Annotated in this window: 15 protein-coding genes; 9 read left to right on the forward strand and 6 right to left on the reverse strand. The window is 68.6% G+C overall.

Annotated features, from left to right (window positions below):
- The first annotated feature begins 281 nt into the window (after positions 1–281).
- From OHA03_RS46245 to OHA03_RS46255, 3 genes are all read left to right on the forward strand, one after another.
- On the forward strand, positions 282–4004 hold the full coding sequence (locus OHA03_RS46245; protein ID WP_267009927.1) for a S8 family serine peptidase: 3723 nt from the start codon (positions 282–284) through the stop codon (positions 4002–4004).
- Positions 4005–5189: 1185 nt separating this feature from the next.
- Complete coding sequence (locus OHA03_RS46250) at positions 5190–5780, forward strand: hypothetical protein (protein ID WP_267009928.1); 591 nt, start codon at positions 5190–5192, stop codon at positions 5778–5780.
- Positions 5781–6130: 350 nt separating this feature from the next.
- Entirely contained in the window at positions 6131–6409 is a 279-nt protein-coding gene (locus OHA03_RS46255; protein ID WP_267009929.1) for a hypothetical protein, read from the forward strand.
- 136 nt (positions 6410–6545) lie between these two features.
- Here OHA03_RS46255 and OHA03_RS46260 read toward each other — a convergent pair whose 3' ends face one another.
- The 3 genes from OHA03_RS46260 to OHA03_RS46270 are packed head-to-tail and all read right to left on the reverse strand — an operon-like array spanning position 6546 to position 13658.
- Entirely contained in the window at positions 6546–7496 is a 951-nt protein-coding gene (locus OHA03_RS46260; protein WP_267009930.1) for an ABC transporter ATP-binding protein, read from the reverse strand.
- The gene (locus OHA03_RS46265) at positions 7493–10288 is read right to left on the reverse strand and encodes an FtsX-like permease family protein (protein ID WP_267009931.1); all 2796 of its coding nucleotides are present in this window, start codon (positions 10286–10288) and stop codon (positions 7493–7495) included. Before OHA03_RS46265 ends, OHA03_RS46260 begins: the two co-directional genes overlap by 4 nt.
- 1 nt (position 10289) lies before the next feature.
- The gene (locus OHA03_RS46270) at positions 10290–13658 is read right to left on the reverse strand and encodes an FtsX-like permease family protein (RefSeq protein ID WP_267009932.1); all 3369 of its coding nucleotides are present in this window, start codon (positions 13656–13658) and stop codon (positions 10290–10292) included.
- A gap of 348 nt (positions 13659–14006) precedes the next feature.
- Between OHA03_RS46270 and OHA03_RS46275 the strand changes: the two genes are divergently transcribed.
- Positions 14007–14777 carry an ABC transporter ATP-binding protein gene (locus tag OHA03_RS46275; RefSeq protein ID WP_267009933.1) on the forward strand — a complete coding sequence of 257 codons (771 nt, stop codon included), beginning with the start codon at positions 14007–14009 and terminating at the stop codon, positions 14775–14777.
- A gap of 178 nt (positions 14778–14955) precedes the next feature.
- Here OHA03_RS46275 and OHA03_RS46280 read toward each other — a convergent pair whose 3' ends face one another.
- Positions 14956–15918: an alpha/beta fold hydrolase gene (locus tag OHA03_RS46280; protein WP_267009934.1), complete on the reverse strand. Its 963-nt coding sequence runs from the start codon at positions 15916–15918 to the stop codon at positions 14956–14958.
- Positions 15919–16512: 594 nt separating this feature from the next.
- On the opposite strand from OHA03_RS46280, the gene OHA03_RS46285 reads away from it, so the two are divergent.
- The gene (locus tag OHA03_RS46285) at positions 16513–16812 is read left to right on the forward strand and encodes a hypothetical protein (protein WP_267009935.1); all 300 of its coding nucleotides are present in this window, start codon (positions 16513–16515) and stop codon (positions 16810–16812) included.
- A gap of 208 nt (positions 16813–17020) precedes the next feature.
- On the forward strand, positions 17021–18196 hold the full coding sequence (locus OHA03_RS46290; RefSeq protein ID WP_267009936.1) for an ISAs1 family transposase: 1176 nt from the start codon (positions 17021–17023) through the stop codon (positions 18194–18196).
- Positions 18197–18259: 63 nt separating this feature from the next.
- Here the strand turns inward: OHA03_RS46290 and OHA03_RS46295 are convergent, their stop codons facing one another.
- Positions 18260–18832 (reverse strand): TetR/AcrR family transcriptional regulator, encoded by a 573-nt coding sequence (locus OHA03_RS46295; protein WP_267009937.1) that lies wholly within the window; start codon positions 18830–18832, stop codon positions 18260–18262.
- A 122-nt stretch (positions 18833–18954) separates the two neighbouring features.
- On the opposite strand from OHA03_RS46295, the gene OHA03_RS46300 reads away from it, so the two are divergent.
- Entirely contained in the window at positions 18955–19851 is an 897-nt protein-coding gene (locus tag OHA03_RS46300) for an SDR family oxidoreductase (protein WP_267009938.1), read from the forward strand.
- Between the two features lie 575 nt (positions 19852–20426).
- Positions 20427–21176 (forward strand): SDR family oxidoreductase, encoded by a 750-nt coding sequence (locus tag OHA03_RS46305; RefSeq protein WP_267009964.1) that lies wholly within the window; start codon positions 20427–20429, stop codon positions 21174–21176.
- 345 nt (positions 21177–21521) lie between these two features.
- Here the strand turns inward: OHA03_RS46305 and OHA03_RS46310 are convergent, their stop codons facing one another.
- Positions 21522–21794: a hypothetical protein gene (locus OHA03_RS46310; protein WP_267009939.1), complete on the reverse strand. Its 273-nt coding sequence runs from the start codon at positions 21792–21794 to the stop codon at positions 21522–21524.
- A gap of 785 nt (positions 21795–22579) precedes the next feature.
- On the opposite strand from OHA03_RS46310, the gene OHA03_RS46315 reads away from it, so the two are divergent.
- Entirely contained in the window at positions 22580–25069 is a 2490-nt protein-coding gene (locus tag OHA03_RS46315) for a SpoIIE family protein phosphatase (RefSeq protein WP_267009940.1), read from the forward strand.
- Positions 25070–25119: the final 50 nt, after the last annotated feature.

Here is a 25119-nt window from a genome sequence, read left to right on the forward strand (position 1 = left end):
TGCGGAATGCCAAGTCTGCGCCGCCGGCAGGTTCCTGACCTCTGCGTAGAGCACGGCGCGCGATCCTCCGGTGCGCCGTCCTGCCCCCGTCCCGGACGCCGAAGCTCACAGTGCCGACGAGCACACCATCGTCACGAGGCCCACCAAAATTCCAACCCTTCACATCCCATTCGTGTGGGCATACGATCACGTCGCCCCGGTGACACCCACTGTTCCGGTCGGCACCGTTGGACGGCAGGGGGCAACTGTCCCCTGCCCGAACCCATCGCAGGGACACACTGTTGAAACCACACGACAGACGCTGGAGCGTGCCGGTCATCGCCGCCGCTTCGGTATTCGCACTGACGAGCCCGTTCAGCGCGCAGGCAGCGGCCTCCTCCAAGGCCCCCGCTCCGCCGTCCGCGGCCACCGCGGACCACGTACCCGGCGGCGAACACACCGTCACACTGATTACCGGTGACGTGGTCACCACCCGTCAGAGCCCCGGCGCCGACGGTAAGCCCGGGGGCGCCGTCACCGTCCGCGGTACCGACGGACTGCCCGCGCGGACCCGCATCATGACGTCGGGCGACGACCTCTACGTCTACCCCGAGTCCGCCCTGCCCTTCCTGGCCCAGGGCAAGCTGGATCGGCAGTTGTTCAACGTCACGGACCTGATCGCGGACGGATACGACGACGCGCACCGCGACCGGCTGCCGCTGATCGTCTCGTACACACAGCCCGGCGCCGCAGACCGCTCGTCCGCCGTCCCCGAGGGCGCGTCCCGGGTGCGGAACCTGGACAGCATCCAGGGCGCCGCCCTGACCGCGGACCGCTCCCGCGCGGACGACTTCTGGAAGTCCGTGGCCGGGGCGGCGGCGAACGACGGCGCCCGGACCCAGAACACCCGGCCGTCCTTCGGCGGCGGCATCTCGCACATCTGGCTCGACGCCCCCATCCACGCCGACCTCACCGACAGCACCGCGCAGATCGGCGCCCCGCAGGTCTGGCAGGGCGGCGATACCGGGCAGGGCGTGGACGTCGCTGTCCTCGACACCGGCGTCGACGACGGCCACCCGGACCTGGCGGACCGCATCGCGACCCGCCAGAGCTTCGTACCGGACGAGAACACCGACGACCATGCCGGACACGGCACCCACGTCGCTTCCATCATCGCCGGAACCGGTGCGGCTTCCGGCGGCAAGGAGAAGGGCGTCGCCCCGGGCGCCCGGCTGCGCATCGGCAAGGTGCTGGACAACCACGGCGGCGGACAGATCTCCTACGCCCTGGCCGGCATGGAGTGGGCGGCCGTCGACCAGCACGCCAAAATCATCAACATGAGCCTCGGCACCAGTCAGGTGTCCGACGGAACCGACCCGATGAGCCTGGCCGTCGACCGGCTGAGTGCCCAGACCGGCGCGCTCTTCGTGGTCGCCGCGGGCAACTTCGGGGAGGACCCGAGCACCATCGTCGCACCGGGAGCGGCCACCTCGGCGCTGACCGTTGGCGCGGTCGACTCCACCGACTCGCTCGCCACGTTCTCCAGCAGGGGACCCCGTGTCGACGGCGCGCTGAAGCCGGAGATCACCGCCCCCGGAGTCGACATCCTGGCGGCCAACTCCCAGTTCATCGGCAACGACCAGGGCGCCTACCAGTCCATGAGCGGCACGTCGATGGCCACACCTCACGTCGCGGGCGCCGCCGCCCTGCTCGCCGCGGCCCATCCGGACCTCACCGGCAGCCAGTTGAAGGACCTGCTGGCCAGCAGTTCCCGGCAGACCCCGACGTACGACGCCTTCGAGGCCGGGAGCGGCCGGCTGGACGTCGCAGCGGCGGCGCAGGCCGGAGTCTTCGCTTCGGCGACCGCCTTCGCGGCCCAGTACAAGGGCGGCGCCCTCCAGCGCCCGGTGACCTACACCAACGTCACCGACGCGGCGGTCACGCTCTCGCTGTCCGTCGACGCTGCGCACGCCCCGTCCGGGATGTTCCGCCTGTCGGCCTCCCAGGTGGTCGTGCCCGCGCACGGCTCCGCCAAGGTCACGGTGACGATCGACGGCTCCGCGGGCACCGCCAAGGATCACTACTCGGGCCAGGTGCTCGCAACTGACACCGCAGGCAGGGCCGTGGCGCACACCGCCGTTTCCCTCGGCTTCGCGACGATGCACAAGCTGACGCTGACGTTCAAGGACTCCGAGGGCAATCCCACGTCCGGCGAGGTCATGCTGATCAAGGCAGGCAGCAAGGACCCCGTCCCGGTCGGCGTCGGCCTCTCGGGCACCGAGGAGATCTTCGTGCCCGACGACGTGTACTCGGCCCTGTCCTACCAGGAGGTCCAAGGCGTCCACGGCCCGCACTCCAGAGGCCTGGCCCTGCTCGGCGACCCCGACGTGCTCGTGGACCGGGACACGACCGTCACGTTCGACGCCTCCAAGGTGAAGCGCATCGACATGACCACCCCGCAGCGGAGCGACGTGACGTTCCAGAAGCTGGGCTACAACCGCGTCATGAACGGCGTCAGGTCGGGTCTGTCCGCCGAGAGCGTGTACTACGACAGCATCTGGGCGCAGCCGACCACCCACAAGGTCACCCACGGGGACTTCGAACTGACCGCCCGTTGGCGCGGCGAGAAGCCGGCGCTGGCCGTCTCCACCCGCACAACCGAGTTCACCGGCATCCTGCGCCAGGAGGGCATCACGCCGCTGGCCAGGGGCACCTACAAGCTGCCGCTGGTCTTCGCCGGCCAGGGGTCGAGTGCGGACTACGCCCACATCGACGCGCACGGCAAGGCCGTGGTGGTCCGCCACAGCGATGACGTCAGCGACGTGGACCAGGCGGCCAACGCGATCGCCGCGGGCGCGAAACTCATGCTGGTGGTGGAGAACGGCTACGGCCGCCCGATGCGCTCCTACGCGCCGCTCGGCCAGCGGCCGGTCGCCCTCGACGTCGGCCTGCTCGGTACCGAGGAGGGCGAGAAGCTCATCCGGCAGGCCGAGGACGGCGGTACCAGGATCACCGTGGACTCCGAGACCGCGAGCCCGTACGTGTACGACCTCGCGCACGGCTGGCACAACGAGATCCCGTCGAAGATGACGGTCAAGGGCGACACGAAGCACCTCGCCCGGATCGACGTCACCTTCGCGAGCCCGAAGCCGGACGTTCCCGGCGCCGAGTTCCGCTTCGAATGGCTCGACGGCGTCGACTGGTCCTCCGGTCCCCTCATGCCGGAGCCCGCGAACGGGAAGCGGACCGACTGGGTGTCCACCGACGGTGTCCGCTGGCACCAGGAGGCGTTCGCCGAGTCCATCGGGTTCGAGGAGGGAGCGAAGACCGCCTACCGGGCCGGCAGCAGGCAGTCCGAGGAGTGGTTCAAGCCGATCCAACGCCCGTTCCTTAACGACGCCTTCTTCAACAACCTGCCGCCCACCCGCAACGGCAGCCTCCTGTACATCGACATCCCGGCCTGGGGCAGCAGCAACCACGTCGGGTGGAACCAGGACCCGGCCGGAACCCAGCAGCAGACGCTGTACCAGGGCACCACCCAGCTGGGTCAGGGGAACTTCACGAACGTCCGGGGCAACGCGCCCAGCCGCGGCAGGCTGCCGTACAAACTGGTCGTCACCGGTGAGCGGGACGTGGCCTACACCCCGTACTCCTCCCGCACACGCACCGAGTGGGACTTCACGTCGGCGCAGCCGACCGATGCCGCCACCGTGGTGCTGCCGCTGGTGCAGCTCGACTACCGGATCGGCACCGACGCGGCAGGGCGCGCCGGGCGGCACGACACCCTGTCCGTCACCGCCGCCCACCTGCCGAGCGCCAGCCTTACCGGCAAGCTCGGCGTGGTCGGCCTGGAGCTGTCCTACGACGACGGCCGGACCTGGCACAAGGCCGTCTGCGGTAGCGACGGGCGGTTCCGCCTGGACGCCCCGAACAAGGCGTCGTTCGTGTCGCTGAGGGCGAGCGCCAAGGACTCGGCGGGCAACGCGATTCACCAGACGGTGATCAGGGCGTTCGGCCTGCGCTGAGGTAGGGCGCGGTCCAGGGACCGCAGAACAGGCAGGCAGTCCGTCCGCGGTGGTCGTCCCACCGCGGACGGACCCTCTCCCCGGGCTTCGGGGGAGGGTGCCTCTATGCCCTTCGTCAAGTCTGCGGGGGCACGCGGGGGTCGCTTCCGAGGTGTGTGAAGCGTAGAAGATCCGGCGGCCCGGTCCGTGGTCGTGGTGAAGCCTCTGCAACGGGGCGGAGCGAAGGGGCGGGTCGTTGGCGAACCTGTTCCTGCAGGTCCAGGCTCCCGCACCGCGCATGGTGCTGATAGTTGGGTGGCGCGCATCCTGTTCGCGGTACCGATTGCAGGCCGCCCCAGCAGGGAATGGCCCCACCGCACGGTGCTCTTGTGCCCGTCCGCACCCACCCCGGTTTCGTACGACTCCCGGCTTGAGCCGCAGAAAGACGCATGATGCGACGACATGACCATGGCGAACACTCCGACCCTGTCGCTGCCAGTGTGTCTCCGGCAACCGAGGCCGCCCTGCTCGAGGCCCGTCTCCACATACTCCAAGAGGCAATTGACACTGTCGACGCACGCATCAAGGAAGCCTCCGACGCGCTGTGCCTGCTGCGCCGCGCACCCGCCGTCTCCGCCGGAGCTACAGACAGTGATGCTCACTGCGGATCACCTGGCCGAAAGGGCACCGGCGGTCTCACAGACGACGCGTGCGGGGAGCGGCCAGAACGTTACATGTCCTGCTGGCCGTGAAGGGCCGCCTGGCAGCAGGACTCGGCCCCCGAAACCAGTATCGGCGTGGCCCGCCCCCAGTTTTGGGGGCAGCGTTGCCAGGACGGCGGGCCGAGGACCGTCAGATCGCTGACAGCGAGTGTTTTCCTGTCCATTGCGTTTGCCACGAACAGTGGCAATAATTGGTGGCATACCGTCTAGTGCGTGCCGGACGTCGATCCTCAGCTTCCCCGGTGACCCGGCCGTTCCTGCCGCTTGTGGGACAACCTTCCGGCGGCACGTGGCCTGCCCTGTCTCATGCCCCCATCATCAGTGAGATGAGTCTCCTACCGAACCCTTGGGACCCGTCTGGGACATCTACATCCCGGAGGAGTCACTGCATATGATGTCGTGGTTACCCATTCCCGCGTCCAGACCGAGCGGCACCGTAGGTGTGCCGGGGCGCGGCATGAAGGGTTGAGGATGAGAGGAACACATGGTCTCTGTAACCCACGCGGCGCATGACATTGAGATCACCGCTGAGAGCCTTCAAGAGGACCTCGCTCGCCTGCAGGTCCAGAAGCAGGCGCTGGAAAGAGAACTGGCTGCGGTCGTGGCGCATCTCGGCTCGGTGCAGCGGGCCCTCAGTGCCCTTGAGACCCTGATGCTCAACCCAGTCACTGCGGGCTCGACGGGCACGGCCGGGGCTGCAGGCCCGGAACGGGGCCAGGTTGCGGCGCCCATCGAATCGCAAACAGGCAGTGCCTCCTCCGGGCTTGCGAACGTCACGACGAAGTCCGCGGTGCGGGCTCAGAAGCCGGCGAGCGGCAAGGACGCCGAACGTCCGGCTGCCGCCGGCACCGACTCGGACGGGCACAAGAAGTACGGCCAGCTCACCGAGCAGATCATGGAGTACTTCGCCGAAGTCGGTGATGCCGACGTCCGGGCCCGTGATGTTGCCGCGGCTCTCGGTCGTGACTCCGACAGCGGAAGCATCAACGGCGTCCGCAGCACACTCGACCGTCTTGTCGGTGCGTCCCGTGTCCAGCGGATCGGCCGAGGCCTTTACCGCGCCAAGCGTTCCTAGGCGTACCCTCCTGGGCGGCCCACGGGCGCAGACGGCAAACGGTCCTTGCTGCCGAGTGTGGATGTGCGGCATCCGAGAGGGTGATGAGCACACCTTTTGCGCGTGTGGCATCGACGCGTGGCTCGGTCGTTGCGGCTGTCTCCTTTTCGCACCGTCTGCTGCCGGTTGCGAGGAGGAGGGCCTGGCCTGTGCGGAGGCTGCGGGCAGGAGCACAGGTCGTACGCCCTTTGAAACATCAGCAGCGGCCGGAAGGGATCGCGGCGACGGCCCCCACGTCGACGAGGAGCCCGCCGAGCACCGGCGCTTCAACCGCTGGCTGCAGGCCCCGGAGCCCCTCCCCCGAGGCCGACTTGGCGGCCTCCGTCCTGCGCGAGCAGGATGCGATGATGGCGGACAGCTCGGTGGGCCGCCATCTGGACCGTCGGGCCTCCGGCATGCTGACCGAACCCCGGTTCACGGCCTGGGCGCAGACCATGACCGAGGTGATCGCGAATCGCGACTTCCTCACCCGCCGCCTGCGCGAGTGGATCCTGCTCAGAACCATCGCCCTGGGCAAGCCGTGCGCCGGCAAGGAGCTCACCAGCGCATTCGACTGGTCCAGCACATGGGCGCGACCACACAGATCGTGACCTCGTCCAAGCCTCAGGCGGACCGAACGGTGCGATGGTTCGGTCCCCCACAGGGCCGGAGCGACCGGGACCGCTGGCATCGAAATGCCGGCCCCACACCGTGATGGGCCGGGCTTCACGGAACGCCAAGTCGCTTTCAGCGCTTCTCCGCGTCGCCGGGCCAGACACCGATGTGGTCCTGTTCCAGCTCCAGCATCACCCGGTGTTCCATGCTCAGGGCCGCCGTGTACTCAGTGGGCAGCTGCAGCCGGCCGGCTCGGTCCAGTGTCGCGTACTCGCGTGCCACCACTGACTCGTGTCCCTCAGCGTCAATTTCGGTGCGGCGCAGCACCTCAGACGACGTACGGCCGTCACGGATCGCAACGGTTCGGCGGACCTCGCTCGCGACCCCCTGGTCGTGCGTGACGATCACAATGGTTGTGCCCAGCTCCTCGTTGGCACGGCGGAAGGCTGCAAAGACCTGTTCTCCGGTCGCGGAGTCCAGCTCGCCGGTGGGCTCGTCGGCGAGGAGGACGGAGGGGGAGTTGGCCAGGGCAACGGCGATCGCGACGCGCTGCTGCTGGCCGCCGGACATCTGCTGTGGGCGGTGGTCACGGCAGTCGGCGACACCGAGCATGGACAGCAGCTCCTGTGCCCGTTCGGCCTTCTTCCGCCTATGGCCGCGCAGCTGCATCGGCAGGGCCACGTTCTGCGCCGCCGTCAGATACGGCAACAAGTTGCGTGCCGTCTGCTGCCAGACGAAGCCGACGACGTCGCGGCGGTAGCGCAGCTGGTCCTTTGCGCCCATCGTGAGCAGGTCGCAGCCCGCGACCTTCGCGGCGCCCGCGGTGGGGACATCCAGGCCGGCGAGGACGTTCATCAGCGTCGACTTGCCGCTGCCGGACGCGCCGACCAGGGCCATCAACTCGCCGTCCTGGACGAGGAGATCCAGCCCCTGGAGCGCTTGCACCTCCACGCCGTCCGCGGAAAAGATCCGTACGAGCCGGTCGCAGGCGATCAGCGCGTCGTGCCCGTACGCAGGCCGGTCACGGCGCGCCGCCGCCCGCTGCTCCAGTTCCGCCAGCGTGGTCGTCGTCGTGTCGGTCATCGCATATCTCCTGCCCTGAGTTCAGTGATCGATCCGCGGCGCCCTGCCCACCAGGCCTGTCCGGCGGCCACCGCCCCCGCCAGCGCCACCACACCCAACGCGGGCAATGCCAGCGACCACGCGTCGGCACGCAACGAGACATCGGCCTCGGACGCGAGGCCGGGAACGGAAGCGAGCGCCAGTTGGGTCAGATCCACTCCCGGTGCCAGCAGCCAAACCGTTGCCCAGCCGACCAGGAGGCCGCCCAGAGCGGCCACGGACGCCTGCGGCAACGCCTCCAGAAGGAGGAGCCGGCGGCCCTGTCGACGGGTGAGGCCCATGGTGCGCAACCTGGCCAGTAGAGCGGTCCGTTCCGGCGCGGACTGGAGCAGCGAGAGCAGCAGTGCCAGCACGGCGTAGCCCGCACCCGCAACGATCGCCGCCGCGTAGATCCGTTCGCTCCCGGTCTGTAGGGGCGAGTCGGCGAGCGAGGCTCGCACCTCGCTGCGCAGCTGCACGTTGACATCCTTTCCCCCGGCGCGTGCGGCTGCCTGCAGCGCTCTGCCGTCCAGCTCGTCACCAGAGGCCAGGAGGACCGTGGTCGCGACACGTTGTCTCAGCTTGGAGGCATCTACGAGGAGGAATTCGGGTACGGCGACCGCAGGCATGCGGCTGCGCACCGCGACCACCCGAACGGTGAAGTCTTCGGCCGCCAGCCGGATCAGTTGCGGTTCGCGGCCAATCGTCTCGGCTACGCCTGGCGAGGCGATCGCGTTCAGGACACCAGCCCCCTTCACGCCCGGGCTCTCCTGACGTACTCGGTCGGGGAACGTGTCGGACCCCAGTTCGCGGGTGATCCGTGCGTAGGACTGCGGTTCCACCCCGACCAGCGCAGGGGACATATCACCCTTGATCGGGTGGGCTCGGGGCAGGTCGAACGTGGGTCCGATCCACACAGGGGTAACCATCCGGACCCCGGGGACGTCCCGCACCGCCTGCTCGAGGCCGTCCGGGAGAGTCCCCGTCCCGGACGGGCCCGGGCGGGAGATCCTTGCGTCCGCGCCGACCGTCAGCAGCGCGGCGTGGCCCCGTGCGTCGGCGACCCCCGACAGCACAGCACCTCCGAACGCCGCCGTGGTGAGGGCGATCAGCAGCGCCGGCAATGGCAGGACACCTGTCGCCGAGGATCGGCCCGCCCGAGCCAGCGACAGGAAGCCGAGTGCTCCACGCAGCCGTCCGGCCGGTCGGGCCGCCCACCGCAGGGGCAGGGGGTACAACCGTGCGAGCACCAGTGCCGCGATCAGCCCGACCAGCACCGGGCCTGCGCTCACCAAGTGGTCGCCCGAGTCGCTCGTGCCGCGGCGGCGGAGGGTCACCACGGCACCTACGGCGAGGAGCAGCAGGCTCAGTTCGGCGACGGTGCGCCGACGGCCGGGCCGGGCCTTGACGGCGTCGGCTCGCTCCGCGCGGAGCCGGGGCCTGCGGTGCAGCGCAAGCGCACAGACCGGCTGCGCCAGGCAGGCGAGCACCGTGACCGCCACTACCCCCACGGCTGCCGGCGCCAGCCGCCCTTCGGGCACCGACAGGATAGCGGCCACCAGGCCGACGCCGGATGCCGGCAGGGCGACGACGGCCGACTCGACGAGCAGCCTGCCCCCGATGCCGCGCAGCGACCCACCACGCGCCCGGAGCAACGCCAGCTCAGCGCCGCGCCGTGCGGCCGACAACCCACCGGTCATCGCCAAGGTCACTGCCGCTACCGTGCCGGTCCCGATCGCTGCCACCGCCACGACGGGGCGAACTGCGGAGCGCATCTCCATGTGGGACGCGAGGATGTCGTCCATGTCGGTGGTCAAGGAAGCGTGCCGGCCGACCGCTTCCTTGAGGCGAAGTAGATCCGGTCCGCTCTCGAGCGAGGCCACACGGTCGCTGAGGAGGGGAAGCTGTTGAGCCGTCAGTCCCGTGACGTCCGGCGCGATGCGCCAATAGGCATGCGGCTCGCCGAGGGTGCCCAGCAGCGCGGGCGCCGCCTCGGGGGCGATGAGCAGCCCCGCGTTCCAGTACACGCGCGGAGGTCGACCGCCCGTGGAGGCCAAGCCAGGGTTGCGCAGAATCTGGTCGGCCGACCAGTAATTGCCCTTGGGCCGCATGGGGTCGACGATGCCGGTGATGCGCACGGCCAGAGCTTGGCTGTCTGACGTGCCGATGTGAACCAGGGAGCCTACGTGCATCCGCATCACTTTGGCCGTTGCGGTCGTCACGACGGCCTCGAGCTCCTTCGTCTGCATCGTCAGGCCGGCCGGGGCGGTCGGCAGCCGTCCTGTGCGGATGGTGGAGTGATGGGCGAGTCCGGCCTGTGCGGCGAGGGTGAACTCGGGCGGGAGCCCATCGGGACGCGGCAGCCAGGCTTCCTGGCCGACCTGAAACTCGGTGGTCTGGACGCCGTACGCGGACTGCGTCGTGTCGGCGCGTACCGGTGCGGGCAGGAGCGGCAGAACCTTGCGGTACGCGGCCGCGATCACCTGTGGGCGCAGTGCGTCCTCCCTGGCGGACTGCGGAAGTTCGAGGCCGGGTTGCGGCGTGGTCAGCTCCAGCGTGCTGCGGGCCGGGCGCGCGCCGGAGAGGCCCTGCCTCAGGCTGCTGGACTCGTTGGTGTCGACGGCTCGCGGGAACGCGGCGGCCAGGAAGGCCGTGAGCAGGACGAGCGCAGCGAAGGCGAGTGCGGAGCCCGGAGCGGTGCGCAACCGTGTCCTGGTCCATGGCGCGATCGGTCGCTGAGGCGTGATGTGCGGCCCGCCCGTACGGGTGGTCATCTCAGGCATCTCCCTGGTGGCGCAGCGTCCCTGCGGGTTCGGCGCGGCGCAGAGCGGTGACGGCAACGGTCAGCAGCGGCAGAAAGGCGACCCCGGCCAGCAGCAAGGTCACGTGGGACAGGGGTAGTTCGACCAGAATGTCGGGGGTCGGCCGGGTGGCGCGTCCGGTGAGGACGATCAGCGGCACCACCGCGCGGGTCAGTGCCGTCCCCAGGGCGGCGCCGGCCAACAGCGCCACGGCGATCAGTACGCTCTGCTCGGCAGCGACCGCCCAGGCAAGTCGACGTCGCGATGCGCCCAGGGCGTTCAGAACGGCCAGCTCTGCGGAGCGTTCGCGCAGAGAGCCGACTGCGCCGACGGCGAACCCGATCGCGGCGAGCACCGCGGCCGCGAGCGCGACGGCCGGCAGTGCCTGGCGCGGCCCTGCACCGAGCGGGTCGTCGAACAGTTGCTCGGCGACCTCGTCGCGCACCAGAACATCGGCCGGATCGGCATTGGGCCGCGAGCGCAACGCGTCGGCAACCGCGGCGGTCCTCCCGGGAGCGGCTCTCAGCCACCATTCGGTGGGGGCGGGCGGGGCGCTCCCACGACGGGCGAACAGCTCGTTGACGGCGCGGAGGTCCAGCAGCAACGCGCCGCCGTCGGTGTCCGTGGCGCCCGGCCCTGTGGTGGAGGTGGATTCGCCGGATCCGTCCGGGGCAGTGGCGTTCGCTTCGGGGCCAGTGGTCGGCAGCTGCCGTACGGTCCCGACGACCTTCACCCGCACGTCCTCGCCGGCCAGGGTGACGTCGACGCTCTGGCCCCGCCGCGCGCCCGCCGCGCGCAGGAACGCGTCCGTCGCGATCGCGGCGAGCTGCCGGGGAGGGGCGGGCCGCTCGGCTGTGAGGCGGAGCTCCGTGCTCTCCATAGGGGGATACGGAGCATCTTTGTCCACTGTCGATGCAACGCGGTACGCAACGGTCAGCGGTCGCGCCGCCGAGGGCCGCGATGCCGCCGGCGGCTGCGCGATGCCGTCCAGTGTGCCCGTGCTGCTGCCCTGCCAGCGCAGCCCGTTCGGCACGGCGACTGCACGCGGCCTCGCGCGGTCCGGGCCCTGGGCGAGCACCTGCTCCACGCTGAAGCGCAGGTTGCTGTTCATACCCGGCAACACTTGGCCGTCCAGCCTCAGCCCTGTGATCGTCAGGGGCCCCACAGGGGAAGCGCGCCTGCCCCCGCCGGTTTTGTCCAGATCCAGGGTGCGTGCGTGGATCGCGCCGTCGGCCGCGACCGTTCCTGCGGGCAGCCTGTGCACCAGCCCGTAGCCGTCTTCCACCACCACGGTGGCTGTGGCAACGAATCCCTTCGGCGCCGATTTCGTCCGCTCGTCATGAAGGCGCAGACGGAGGGTGATCCGGCTGGTGCCGTCGGGCAGCACAAGACCCGGCCGGGCGTCGGCCCCGTGGGAGCGGACGGCGGCCAGCAGCCGACCGGCCTTCCCGTCGGCATGGTCCTCTCGCAACAGCAAGTGCTGTTCCGCTTGTGCAGTGTCCAGAGCCAGCACGGTGGCGACGCGGTTGCCCGACAAGCCAAGTGCGGTGCGGTGAGCGGGCGCGGCGGCCAGGACTCCTGGCTGGGACGCGTACTGACCGGCGTCACCGGGGCTGACGACATCGTTGTCCCGTACCCGGATCGAGGCCCCGACACGAAAGTCGGCCTGATCGCCCTGCGAGCGGTCCCAGGAGGCGCTCTGCCCGATGGCCAGCATGCCCATCGACACCGCGAGCACCACCAGCAGGACCGGCCCTGCGCCGCGCTGTGGTCGACGGCTGAACTGCCAAGCGGCAAGTGCGGCGGGCAGCTTGCGTCCGCCTGCCGCCCTGGGCTCGACGAACCGCGCAGCGGGCGGCATCAGACGGAGGATGAGTACCGTGCCCGCCAGCAAGGCCAGCGCGGGCGTGGCGACCAGCAACGGATCGACGCCCAGGCGACCGCTCCGGTCATCACTGAGTACACCTGTGCCGGAGTGCGACGTCTGCCGGTTCAGTTGCCAGTACGCCACAGCGGCGACGGCCAACAGCGCGATGTCTGCTCCTGCACGCAGCGGTGCGGGCAGCGCTGTGGCCCGACCTGGGCGCCGGCCGGCGCCGGCTGACACGGCGGGTGCCACCACCGCCGCGGCACAGCACACCGCGACCAGGCCCGCCGCCAGCCAGACGGAAGGTCCCGCGGCGTCATCGAATCGCAACCCGATGCGGCCGAGCGAAGAACGTTCCACCAGCTGTCGGGAGAGCGGACCCGCGAGCAGTGGTGCGCACAGGGCCGCCGGCAGGGCCAGCAGCACCGCCTCCAGCGCGGCGAGGCCCGTGATCCGGCGGCGCGAACCTCCGCGGGCCCGCAGCAGATCGGTCTCCCCGGCCCGCTCGCTGCTCAGCAGGCGAGCGACCAGCATCAGCGCGCACGCAGCCAGCACCACCAGCTGCACTGCGACGATCACCAGAGTGGAGCGGGACACCGTCAGTGTGCGCTCAGCCTGCACAAGTACCGTCGGCAGGCCGGTGCGTACGGTGACCGACCCGGCGAACACCGGGTCCTTGCGCAGCGCAGTGGATCCGCGTTCGGCAGCGGATCGCAGCGCTGCTATCCGTTCGGTGCCGAGCCCGCGGAAGTCGGCCGCGGCCAACCAGGCAGTGGCCCCCTGCGATGTCCGAGGCGAGGCGAGCACGGACGGATCGGCCATCAGCGGCCCGTACGTGGTGAAGGCAAGGGTCCGCACCCCGTGCCCGCCGAGACTGTCCAGCTGCCAGTACGGGTCGGTCGTGTCGGCGGCCCGGTACAAGCCGGTAATGCGTATGTCCACCGGCTTGTCCGACACCCGGTCGGCAAGCGTCAACTGGGCACCCGGCCGGAGTCTCAGCTGTTTCGCGGCCGCCTCGGGGAGGGCGACCGGGAGAGGCTGCGCCGCTGTCCCGACGGGCCCTGGCAGTGTTCCCTCGACGAGTTCGATCCGCGACCGGTCCAGCACCGCGAACTCCGTGAGGTCGGGGAGCTCGGCCCCGGCCACCGCACCCGTCAGCTGCCGCGGCAGCGCATAGGACCCCGAGCGCTCGAGGTCATGCACCGTGACCGGCAGTCCGTCGAAGGTCTGCCGTGCGCCCCGCTCCACGGCCTCTGCGGCCGCGTGCCGCCGATCGGACGGGACGTGTGCGCTGACGACGAGAGCGGCGGCCCCCGCATCCCGGTGGCCGAGACTGTGTTGCAACGCGGCTTTGCCCACGGCGCCGGAGAACGCAACAAGCACGGCAAGGACGCACGTAGTCAGCAAAACAGCCAGCAGGGAAGCTGCCAGGAGCAGACGGTGGGCTCTGATACGTAGAAGAATGAACGCCGTCACACTGCTTCCTGCCTCTTCCCTCAGGACCGGACCACGTTTTGTCGCACGGAAACATAACATGTGACACTGGACAGGAAACGGTTGAGTGTTCAAGACTCGTGTGATCGCGATCTGAACCTGTACGGGGCCGGCAACCGTGTCCGCTCCCCCGCAGGCGACGACGCTTGAGCTGCGAACGAGGCCTTCTCGGCCATCCCAACCTCCGCCGCTCGGAGGCACGGCCTGCTCTCCATGGGGTCCTGCCACGATCAATTCCGAACAGGCACCGTAGGCGTGGTCGGCACCGTGCACCGTCGCGGTTCCTGCCCCAGACCGGGATGCCGCACCGCATCAGGACAGGAGATCCGCATGTCGAGGAGCTCGAGTGGGAGCACGACCGGCAGCTCGGCCGCAGCGCCGGCGCTGCGCGGCAACGGTCAGGCCGGTGTGGAGGAGCCCGCCCACGCGCCGATAGTCCGCGTCGAGAACCTGCACCGCTCGTACGGCAGCGGCGCCGCGGCCGTGCACGCCCTGCGCGGGGTGTCCTTCGAGATCCCACGGGGCGAGCTCGTCGCGTTGAAGGGCCGGTCCGGGTCCGGCAAGACCACGCTGCTCAATCTGGTCGGCGGCCTCGACAGCCCGGACGAGGGCCGCATCACCGTCGACGGCACGGACCTCGCCGAGCTCGGCGAGGACGGCCTGCTGGCGCTACGCCGCGACCGCGTCGGCTTCATCTTCCAGTCCTTCGGTCTGATACCCATCCTCAGCGCTGCCGAGAACGTCGGTGTACCGATGCGGCTGCGCAAGATGAGCCCGCGCCTGCGCGAGGGGCGCGTCGCGCTGCTGCTCTCGCTGGTCGGCCTCGCCGACCACGCGGCACAGCGTCCCGGCGAGCTCTCCGGCGGGCAGCAGCAGCGCGTGGCCATCGCCCGCGCGCTCGCCAACCGCCCGGCGCTGCTGATCGCCGACGAGCCGACCGGCCAGCTCGACGCGGAGACAGCCCTCGCGGTGATGGAGCTGCTGCGTGCCGTCGTGCGGAGCGAGGGCGTGACCGCGCTGGTGGCCACGCACGACGCTCAGTTGCTGGGCCTGGCCGACCGGGTGCTCGAACTGAGCGACGGTGTGATCACCGAACACTGATCGGCACACGACCAGTCCACTACCGGGATGACAACAACCGTACGGACGTGAGGAGTTGCGCGCAGCTGCCAGGCCCGGAGCACCGGAACCGCTCACGCGGCCGTTCGGAAGACCGCTCTTCACCCACCCTGCGCCGACTCAGGCCGTTGAGCCGCCGGCTCGTCACTCCTCTCTGATCTCACTGGGCTTCCTCGCGCTTCAACGCGAGGAACCCGGTCACCTCGGCGCAGAACTCCTCCGGACGCTCCAGGTGCGCCATGTGGCCGGTCTCGTCCAGGACCACGAGCTGTGCCTCGGCGATGCCATGGTGGATCATCCGTGCCCAATGCGGCCCGCAGATGAAGTCATCCTTGCCGACCAGTACCAACGTGGGGGCTGTGACAGCGGACAGCTCATCGCGGACATCGAAGGGGTGACCTCCGAACTGGGTGGGCGCGGCATACATCCGCAGCGACTGTCGGGCGGGCCCGAACTCCTGCTCACGACCCCAGTAGTCGTAGAAGTAGGCCGGCGTGATCTTGCGCAGTACGGCAGTCGTGCCGTCGTCGGTCAGCTGGTCGAGCCGAGTGGTGAGCGCGGCGACGTAACCGGCTACCTCGGGGTGTTCGTCGATGTGGCGCTGCACAAATCGTTCCAGGTTGGCGACTGCGGCCGACCAGAAGCCCTCGCCCGTCACCGGCGAGGTGTCGTACAGGACCAGAGCTGCGACTCGCCCCGGGTGGTCGAGGGCGTACCGCTGAGCGACGAACCCTCCGTGCGAGTGACCGAGCAGCACAACATCCGGCAGCGCGAGGTGCTGGATCACAGCGTGCAGGAAATGGGTGTATCTGGCCAGGGTGTATTCGCGAGGATCGGCCAGGAAGCCGGATGCGCCAGTTCCGACAGGCTCGATATAGACCATGGTCAGGCTGCGCTCGAGCAGAGGCATACGCAGATATTCCCAGCTGATGCCGGGTCCACCGGAGTGGGCGATGCACACCGGGCCGGTGCCGGCGACGTGGTAACGCTGTTCGATGCGCGCCGATCCGTGCCGGACAGTGATCGTGTGAGTGCCGGGGGCGAGCGGCGACGTAGGGTCTTCGGGAGGGCAGGGAAGAGCGATGGGCTCAGGAGAAACGTTCACACTTCCCAGATGTTGCATCAGGAACAATGACCACTCAAGACATTGTGATGCTCGTAATCACCATGTCTATCCGGCTTGCGATCTGCCCGGCTTGCAAGAACTGAGTCATCGCGTACATGCAACTGATGCCCGTTTCCTACTGGTTCAGGGGCATGCGGCGATCGAGTCACGGTAGGCAGTGGACCGACCGGTCGTGGACAGCATCCGTCGTCGGTGGAAGAAATGACACTGTCACCCAACAACTGTTCACCGGCGGCCGTGGGCATGTGCGGGATGAAGAAAAGCTTTGGTAGTCTGATCACAGCGTTTCGGACGCCAAGCGCACGATCCCCCGTGAGGGCGTCCGAAACGCGTTGACATCCACGACCCACCCGAGGGGTGAGGTCACACTTTGAGCGATCCACGGGGACGACGGCAGTGAACCACCGGGCTGCTCGCCCCCCGAGGCCGGCCAGGGCTGATGCGTTCTCAGGTGGCGAGATGAAGGGGCGGGCCGGGTTCGGTGGGACCGGGGGCAGGCTAGGTGACCTGTTCGGGATCAACTGGGTGCCTCGTGCTCGACGGGTATCGCGCCAGTCGAGGACTGATCGGGCACGCGATACGCTCTCGGTCATGCCAGAGACAGGGCGCCGACTGATGCGCACGTTTTGGGCCGTGGACCGTTTCCTTGGCGGCGAGCGCCCACCAACACGTACACAGAAGTTCGCGGCCCGGTATCCGGTCCTCCCGGCATGCCTGGCAGGAACGATCTGGGTTGCATACTTCCTGTTGCTCCCGGGGGTCCAGCCCTCGGACTACGTCATCGGGCCAGTCGGAGGCTTCCTGCTGGGCGGCATCTTCGGCCTCACGGCACTGTACGAGAGGCGCCGACAGCGCCGCCTGCGACGGCTGGGGCTGTGGGACGGCTCGTGAGCGAGCCCAGTACAGCGTTCGTCGTGCCGTTGAGGTCCTCCCTCCTCGCCGCCTTCGTCCCAAGCGTTGTCGTCCACGGAGCAACTCAAGGTCACATGGCAGGCAAGCCTCGTCGGCCCGTGGGCGGCATCCCCGAGCGGAAACGATGGATGCGACGTCAGATGATCAAGGTTGCTGAGACCGAAGATCGATCTGGAGCCGTGTCCGCGTGCCTTCTTCTCTGATCAGCGTCCTCGCGCGCCACGGCGAGGACGCCACCGTGCCCTGCCTGCCCGTGAACTCCTATGAACTGGCCACGCTGGCCGAGGTGTTCGGCCGCCTCCCGGATCCGCGCCGGATACGCGGACGCCGCTACCGGCTAGGCTCGCTCCTGGGGCTGTGCCTGGTCGCGGTGCTCGGCGGCGCGAAGTCGCTGGCTCAGATCGCCCGCTTCGCGGCCGACGCGACGGCCGAGGTGCACGACCAGCTGGGGCTCGCTCGGGCCACCCCGAACGCCTCCACCCTGGGACGTTTAGTGGCGCGGCTGGACGGAGACACGGTCGACGATGCGGTGGGCGCCTGGCTGGCCCGCCGCGCCACTGACCCGGTCGACGAACCCGACCGCCTGACCGGGCTGGCCGTGGACGGCAAGACAGTTCGCGGATCGCGCACCGACGGCCATGCCGTGCACCTGCTAGCCGCAGCCCTCCACGGCAGCCAGACCGTCATCGCCCAGCGCCAGGTCGCGGCCAAGAGCAACGAGATCCCCGCCTTCGCCCCGCTGCTGGAGCACCTGGACCTGCGCGGCGTCGTCGTGACCGCCGACGCCATGCACACCCAGCGCGAGCACGCCCACCACATCACCGCCGCAGGCGGCCACTACCTGCTGGTCGTCAAGGGCAACCAAAAGAAGCTGCACAAGCAGATCAAACGCCTGCCCTGGAACGAGATCCCGCTGCTTGGCCGCACCACCACAACCGGCCACGGCCGACGCGAAATCCGCCGGCTCAAGGTGTGCACCATCGCGCCCGGCCTGCGTTTCCCGCACGCCATCCAAGCCATAGAGATCAAGCGCCGGCGCGTGAACCGAGCAACCCGCAAGGCTCAGACGAAGACCGTCTACGCCATTACCAGTCTCCCCCCTGAGCAAGCAGACCCAGCCCGTCTGGCCGAACTCGTCCAGGACCACTGGTCGGTGGAAGCCCTGCATCACGTGCGCGACGTGACCTACGGCGAAGACGCCTCCCGGATCCGCACCGGCACCGCACCCCGCCTCATGGCCACCCTACGCAACCTTGCCATCGGCCTGATGCGCCAGGCCGGCTGGGACAACATCGCCGCCGCAGCCGACCACTACCGGTCACGCCCGGATCACGCCACCGCACTCCTCAAGATCACTCACTGAGAACGCATTAGCCCTGGCCCATCCCCTCGTGTCGCACCACCTGGTTGATCATCGCTACGCTGATCACGTCGCGCCGGCGGTCATCGACACGAGCTCGCCCAGTACCTCGCGCTCGATGTCGAGGAACGACCGCTCCTCACCCTCGGCGATCCACTTGCCGAAGGCCACGCCGAACACGGTCACCCCGGATTCCGCGGCGAGCGTGGCCGTCGCCTCGGGGACGCCCCGCGATCGGAGGGCGGCAGCGACCGCCGTGGCCAGGCCCGCCAACTTCAACAACTCCCGTTCCTGCAGCGCAGGATTCTCGGAGATGATCGTCCGCCGCCGCCTGGAGTGGTCGCGGCGCTCGGCCGGGAAGAACGTCGCCGCGGCCGACAGGGCGGACTCGACCATCTCGAGCGGCGACGCGTCCGGCGCAGCCGCAGCCGCGCCGTCCAGGAACGCCTGCTCCAGCAGCTCCTGGCCGCTGAAGAGCACCTCACGCTTGTCGGCGAAGTGGCGGAAGAACGTGCGCTCCGTGAGGCCGACGGCCTGGGCGATGTCGGCCGCGGTCGTCCTGTCGTAGCCGCGACTGATGTAGAGGTCCATCGCCGCCGCCTGTAGTCGTTCCCGCGCCCCGGGCTCCCATCGCACCATGCCCACCACTCTAGTGATGACAGCGGCCGACATGGCAGCTACAGTGACGGCAGTCACTGACGTCAGTGACTGACATCGCTCGCTTCGTTCACCAGGCTTGGCCATCGAAGGAGATCATTCACATGCGCGTCTTCGTCACCGGAGCATCCGGGTGGATCGGTTCGGCCGCGGTCGACGAGCTGCTCGCCGCCGGCCACGAGGTGGTCGGGCTCGCCCGCTCCGACACCTCGGCCGCATCCCTCGACGCGAAGGGTGCCCAGGTCCGCCGTGGCGACCTCGACGACCTCGACAGCATCCGGGAGGGCGCGGCGACCGCTGACGCCGTCCTCCACCTTGCCAACAAGCACGACTTCACCAACCCCGCCGTCTCCAATCAGGCCGAACGGGCCGCCGTGCAGGCGATCGGCGACGTCCTAACCGGATCAGGCCGTCCGTTCCTGCTGGCGTCCGGCGTCGCCGGCCCGGCGCAGGGCCGGGTGGCGACCGAGGGCGACAGGTCACCGTTCCACGGCCTGCAGTCCCCTCGAGGCGGCAGCGAGAACCTCGCGCTGGAGTACGTCGATCGCGGCGTGAACACGGTCAGCGTGCGGTTCGCCCCGACCGTGCACGGCGATGGCGACCATGGGTTCATCGCGACCCTGGTCGCGATCGCCCGTGAGAAAGGGGTCGCGGCCTACGTCGGCGATGGCACGAACCGCTGGCCGGCGGTCCACCGGTCGGATGCCGCACGGATCACCCGCCTGGGACTCGAGAAGGCCCCGGCGGGAACGCTCCTGCACGCGGTGAGCGAGGAGGGAGTCCCCACACGGGAGATCGCCCAGGCCATCGGACGAGGACTCGACGTTCCCGTGACCTCGATCGCAGCGCAGGACGCACAGAAGCACTTCGGCTGGATCGGCCGCTTCTTCGCCATGGACATCCCCGCCTCGAGCACTCGCACGCAGGAACTCCTCGGCTGGGCCCCAAGCGGGCCGACCCTCATGCAGGACCTGGACGCCGGGTCCTACTTCCGCGCCTGACGCACCTGACAGGCCGACGCACCAGGCAGTGTCGGTCTCGACAACGACGACATGCAGGGGCGAGGACACGGAACCGACAGGGTTTGCTTGAATCGTGTGCTCGGACGAAGGGCCAGCACGGTTCTGATCACGGACACCGACTTCCCGGATCGTCAAGCACGAGAGACGTGATCCCTGTTCGTGATCAAGGGCTTCAACAACCTTGAACATCAGGGGTCGCGTCGTTGGCGAAACGGGCGAACCGGGCGAACCGTCCCACGCGACCGTGTGTACGCAGGCGATCAGCTCATCTCGCCAACTGAGAACGCATCAGCCCTGCGAGGCCGGCCGGCACGAAGCGCCTTCCTCGGCACTCGGTTCCGGTTATTCGGGATTTACGTCATCATGACCGGCTCCTGGTCTCAGCCCTCCTGCCCACAGAATGCCCGTGACGACGGCGGGTTCCCGCCGTGAAACCGCTTCGGCTTTGGCAGAATCCGGGAGAACCGGCGGAGTGATGGTCATCGTCACATGAACAGACGGACTCGGGACATCAGCGGTCTGCACGAATCAAACATGCAATGAATGAGGACACCATGAAGATCGTAGTTATCGGCGGGACCGGACTCATCGGCTCGAAACTGATCACCAAGCTCAAAGCGCAGGGCCACGATGCGGTTGCCGCCTCTCCGAACACCGGCGTCAATACCATTACCGGCGAAGGCCTTTCCGAAGCGCTGCGCGGCGCGGACGTGGTGGTCGACGTGACGAATTCACCGTCGTTCGAAGACCAGGCTGTCATGGACTTCTTCACCACATCGACGGCGCACGTGATCGCTGCGGAGAAGGAAGCGGGCGTCAATCATCACGTCGCCCTCTCCATCGTCGGTGTCGAGCGCCCTTCGGACGGGGGCTATTTCAAGGCCAAGGCTGCGCAGGAACAGCTGATCCGGGACTCGGGGCTGCCGTACTCGATTGTGCATGCGACGCAATTCTTCGAGTTCCTCGGTGGCATCGCCGACAGCGCGACCGACGGCGACACCGTCACACTTCCGCCCGTGTCGTTCCAGCCGGTCGCTGCCGATGACGTCGTGGCTGCCGTCGGACGGACGGCAGTCGGCGTGCCTGTGAACGGCATCGTCGACATCGCCGGACCCGAAATCGGCCGCTTCGACGAAATCGTCGGCCGGGTCCTTCAGAGCCGCAACGACGGCCGAAGGGTCGTTGTAGACCCGACCGCCCCGTACTTCGGAGCCCACGTCAGCGAGCGATCCCTCATCCCCGAGGGTGACTCCCCCCGTGGCGAAGTCACCCTCGACGCCTGGCTCGAAGCCTCCGCCAAGTAGCCCGCGCCGCAATGTGAACGTGCAGCACTTCCGTGATCGCCCGCCGTGAGTGCCGCACCGGATCCGGCCTCGGGTTCACCACTGGGTCGTTGAGCGCACCATCGCTTGACTTCAGGAATCCGACGCCTCCGCGTCCGATGTGACGACGCGACGACATCCACGAGGTCTTCCTCGGCCTCTCCACCTGCCTCATCACCCACCGACACATCAAACGCTGCGCCTTTGTCAGAACGTCTTATACGGGAGAGATCGGCTGACGAGAGATCGCCAAGTACGGATCGGTGAAGGCTGAAAAGCCCCGTGCTCGCTGGGCGACAGCAATGCCGGGGCTCGGCAGTTGCCCGGTCAGCCGGTTTCGCGAGTTCTGCTGCGGCGTATCGCGAGGCCGCCGAGAACATAGGTGGCCTTCAGCAGGATGATTCCCAGGACGGTTCCGATGGCCCAGTGCTTCCACGGACCGGACGCCAGTAGAAGTCCGGCGAGGCCCACGTGGACGGCCACGACCAGCGCGATGATAGCTATGACGCCGAGCGTCACCCGGCGTCGTGGATGAGGGACGGTTTTGTCCGGCGGGGCGGGATCACGGAGTTCAGCCCATCTCGAATGTTCGACGCTCATGAATCTCACCTTCCGCATTTGTTCTGATACTCATCTACAAGACAGGGCGGCGCGGTGATCCGTGACAGCCGGATCAGCCTGACAGCCTCGATGTTTCATGTCGGTCCGGCACCTTCCTCCGACCGGTGGCCACCCTGGCCTGGACCCCGGTGGGAGTCTGGAGAAAGTGACGCCCCTCCTTCACCGAGGACCGGTCAAAAGGATCGCCAGCTCGAACCGCACTGCAGAAAAACGTGACAAAGGCTGATCGTCGGGGCCGGTCCGGCGCGGAAAGATGAACATGAGCTGACAGGACGCCCTGGCCGCTGCAGAAGGCCGGCGTCGCAGTACGGAAAAGCCGCACCAAGCGTTGCGGCGGACGCCCATCCCAGCCCTCCTGCGGAGGCGGGGCTCAGTGGTGCTGCGGCCGAGTTGCCGGTCAAGGCCACTCCCTTTCGGCTGCCACTGCGCTCAGCTGACGGCGGAGCCGAACCGCTTTGGCAGCCGAATGAGCAGTTTCTGCTGTTTTTCACCGACCCACGTTCCGTGGCCGTCCGGCCGCGGCGGCGCGGCGGGCATGTCCAGTTCCTCGCAGCCCGCCAGCGGTCTTGGTGACCGAGTTGGCACCAGTCACGGCTGCGGCCCTGTCACAGATCAGAGCACTGTCTGGTCTATGACTCAAAAGGTACAAATCGGGTCGGATTGATATCTCCACCCCACCCGTCGGTCCCGGTCGCCACAGTCGTCCGCGTACCGGTTTCCTGCACCCCATGCCCCCTCCCCACCTACCTGAGGTCAACAGTTCGATGATCAGTAACGGTAATGTAACACTCAGTGATCGACTGAACACGTATGAGACCTCCGAGTCGGCAGTCGGGATGTTCGACGAGCATGGGACGGTGGTCGCATGGACCCGGGCCGCCGAGCAGCTCGTCGGGTACTCCGCGGGTGACGTGGTGGGCCGCTCTGCCTCACTTGTCCTGCCATTTTCCGAGGAAGCGCCGACGATATCGGCGTTCGTCGAGCAGTGTCGTGACCAGAACGGCTGGTCGGGCACGACGGCGGTGTGCCACCGGGACGGCCGCAAGCTCAACATCAACCTGCGGATTTCGATGTTGCGGGGGCAGGACGGAACAGTCCGGTGGCTCATCTCCGTAACCGACATCGGCACGCTCTCCACAGAGGCAACGAACGGATCGGTGCGCGAGTCGCTACTTACCCGCGCACCGATCGGCATCGTCGTTCGTGACCCGCAGCTGCGCTGCATCTGGGTGAACGACACGATGGAGCGCCACGACGGCATCTCCCGTGACCGACGGCTCGGACGGCGATTCACCGATGCGCGGCCCGATGCCAAGGCCGAAGCAGTCGAGGCAGTGATGCGGCAGGTACTCCACAGCGGCACCACCAAGGTCCACCAGTACCGGATGTGGCCGCCGACGAGTCCGCCCCGAGAGCACACCATGGCGGCTTCGTTCTTCTGCCTCCAGGACGCCGACGGACAAGCGCTGGGGGTGTGCACCATCAACGTCGATATCACCGAGAGTCGGCGGGCGCTCGAGCGCCTCGCCATCCTCAGCGAGGCCAGTACGCGCCTTGGCAACACCCTGGACGTGATGCAGACCAGCCAGGAACTGGCCGACCTTGCCGTGCCCCTGCTCGCCGACTACGTCATCGTCGACCTGGAGCAGTCGGTCCCGTTCGGCGAGGGGTCCCCGGTCTGCATCGGCCCGATGAACGGGCGCCTCCCCGCGTTCCGACGTGCCGGTCTGGCCTCGATCCACGAAGGGGTCCCGGAATCCCCGTGGATGCGCGGTGAACCGGTCCCCGTAACGCCCACCTCACCCGTCACCAGCGTCCTGCGCACCGGGAAGTCCCACCTGGAGGCGATCCTGGACACCGCTCCGGGCACGTGGATCGACGAGGACCCGGCACGAGCGCAGAAGATCCGTGAGAACAGCATGCACTCCCTGATGCTCGTACCCATCCGCGCGCGGCGCGCACTGCTGGGCGTGGCGCTATTCGTCCGCACCGAGGACCCGATGCCGTTCCAGGAGTTCGATCTGCTCCTCGCCGAAGAACTCGTCTCTCGCGCTGCGATGTCGATGGACAACGCTCGCCAGTACGCACGCGAACACACCGCGGCCCTCGCGCTGCAACGCAACCTGCTCCCTCACCGCTTGAAGGGCGGTACAGCGGTCGAGACCGCCTCGCGCTACCTGCCCGCCGACATGGACCACGGCGTCGGAGGCGACTGGTTCGACGTGATCCCACTGTCCGGCGCCCGAGTAGCCCTTGTCGTCGGCGATGTCGTCGGACACGGCATCAACGCCGCCGCGACCATGGGCAGGCTCCGCACCGCCGTCCACACGCTTGCCGACATGGAACTGCCCCCCGACGAACTGCTGTCCCACCTCGATGACACGGTCCAGCGAATGGCCGAGGAAGACGCCGACGCCCCCGCGGTGGTGGGTGCCACGTGCATCTATGCCGTCTACGACCCGGTGACCAGGAAGTGCACCATGGCACGGGCCGGGCACCCCCCGCCCGCGATCATCGACCCGCAGGGCCGGGTGACCTTCCCCGACCTTCCCACCGGAGCCCCACTGGGCATCGGGCTGGGGGCCCCTTTCGAGGCCGTGGAGCTGGAACTGCCCGAGGGAAGTCTCCTCGCCCTGTACACCGACGGCCTGATTGAGACCCGCGACCACGACATCGACGTGGGAATGGAGCGCCTGGGCGCCGCCCTGGCACAACCCGGTCGCTCCCTCGAAGACCTCTGCACCCTCGCGACGGAGACCTTCCCGGGGCAGGAACCGTGCGACGACGTCACCCTGCTCCTCGTCCGCACCCGTTCGATCAGCCCAGGCCAGGTCGCCTCCTGGACGCTACCGAGTGACGAGACCGCGGTCCACAGTGCCCGGCACCTGGCAGCCTGTCAGCTGGCTGAATGGGGCCTGGAAGGTCTCGAGGACGCCACGAAGCTGATCGTCAGCGAACTGGTCACCAACGCCGTCCGCCACAGCACCAGCCAGATCGGTCTGCGCCTGATTCACCACCAAGTCCTGACCTGCGAAGTGTTCGACACCAACGCCGACTCCCCGCAGCTGCGTCGGGCACGCACCACAGACGAGAACGGCCGCGGCCTCTTCCTCGTCGGTCAGCTGTCCCGCAGATGGGGCGCCCGCTCGGTATCGGGCGGCAAGGTCGTCTGGGCCGAAGAAGACCTGGCCCCCGGCGTACCGAAGGCCCGTGCGTGTAAGGGTGTGGCTGTAGCCGGGGCCGGGGTCAGGTAAGGCCCGCGGAGGTGTTGTCGTCCCAGCCGTCCTCGCACTGCATGTAGCCG

This window comes from Streptomyces sp. NBC_00154 (assembly GCF_026342835.1).
Taxonomy (GTDB): domain Bacteria; phylum Actinomycetota; class Actinomycetes; order Streptomycetales; family Streptomycetaceae; genus Streptomyces.

Bases quoted from the DNA above. Each gene is read 5' to 3' on its own strand.
- OHA03_RS46295 (WP_267009937.1), bottom strand. From the start codon at position 18,832: ATGGTGCGATGGGAGCCCGGGGCGCGGGAACGACTACAGGCGGCGGCG.
- OHA03_RS46285 (WP_267009935.1), top strand. From the start codon at position 16,513: ATGCCAGAGACAGGGCGCCGACTGATGCGCACGTTTTGGGCCGTGGAC.
- OHA03_RS46310 (WP_267009939.1), bottom strand. From the start codon at position 21,794: ATGAGCGTCGAACATTCGAGATGGGCTGAACTCCGTGATCCCGCCCCG.
- OHA03_RS46260 (WP_267009930.1), bottom strand. From the start codon at position 7,496: ATGACCGACACGACGACGACCACGCTGGCGGAACTGGAGCAGCGGGCG.
- OHA03_RS46265 (WP_267009931.1), bottom strand. From the start codon at position 10,288: ATGACCACCCGTACGGGCGGGCCGCACATCACGCCTCAGCGACCGATC.
- OHA03_RS46275 (WP_267009933.1), top strand. From the start codon at position 14,007: ATGTCGAGGAGCTCGAGTGGGAGCACGACCGGCAGCTCGGCCGCAGCG.
- OHA03_RS46250 (WP_267009928.1), top strand. From the start codon at position 5,190: ATGGTCTCTGTAACCCACGCGGCGCATGACATTGAGATCACCGCTGAG.
- OHA03_RS46305 (WP_267009964.1), top strand. From the start codon at position 20,427: ATGAAGATCGTAGTTATCGGCGGGACCGGACTCATCGGCTCGAAACTG.
- OHA03_RS46280 (WP_267009934.1), bottom strand. From the start codon at position 15,918: ATGCAACATCTGGGAAGTGTGAACGTTTCTCCTGAGCCCATCGCTCTT.
- OHA03_RS46315 (WP_267009940.1), top strand. From the start codon at position 22,580: ATGATCAGTAACGGTAATGTAACACTCAGTGATCGACTGAACACGTAT.
- OHA03_RS46300 (WP_267009938.1), top strand. From the start codon at position 18,955: ATGCGCGTCTTCGTCACCGGAGCATCCGGGTGGATCGGTTCGGCCGCG.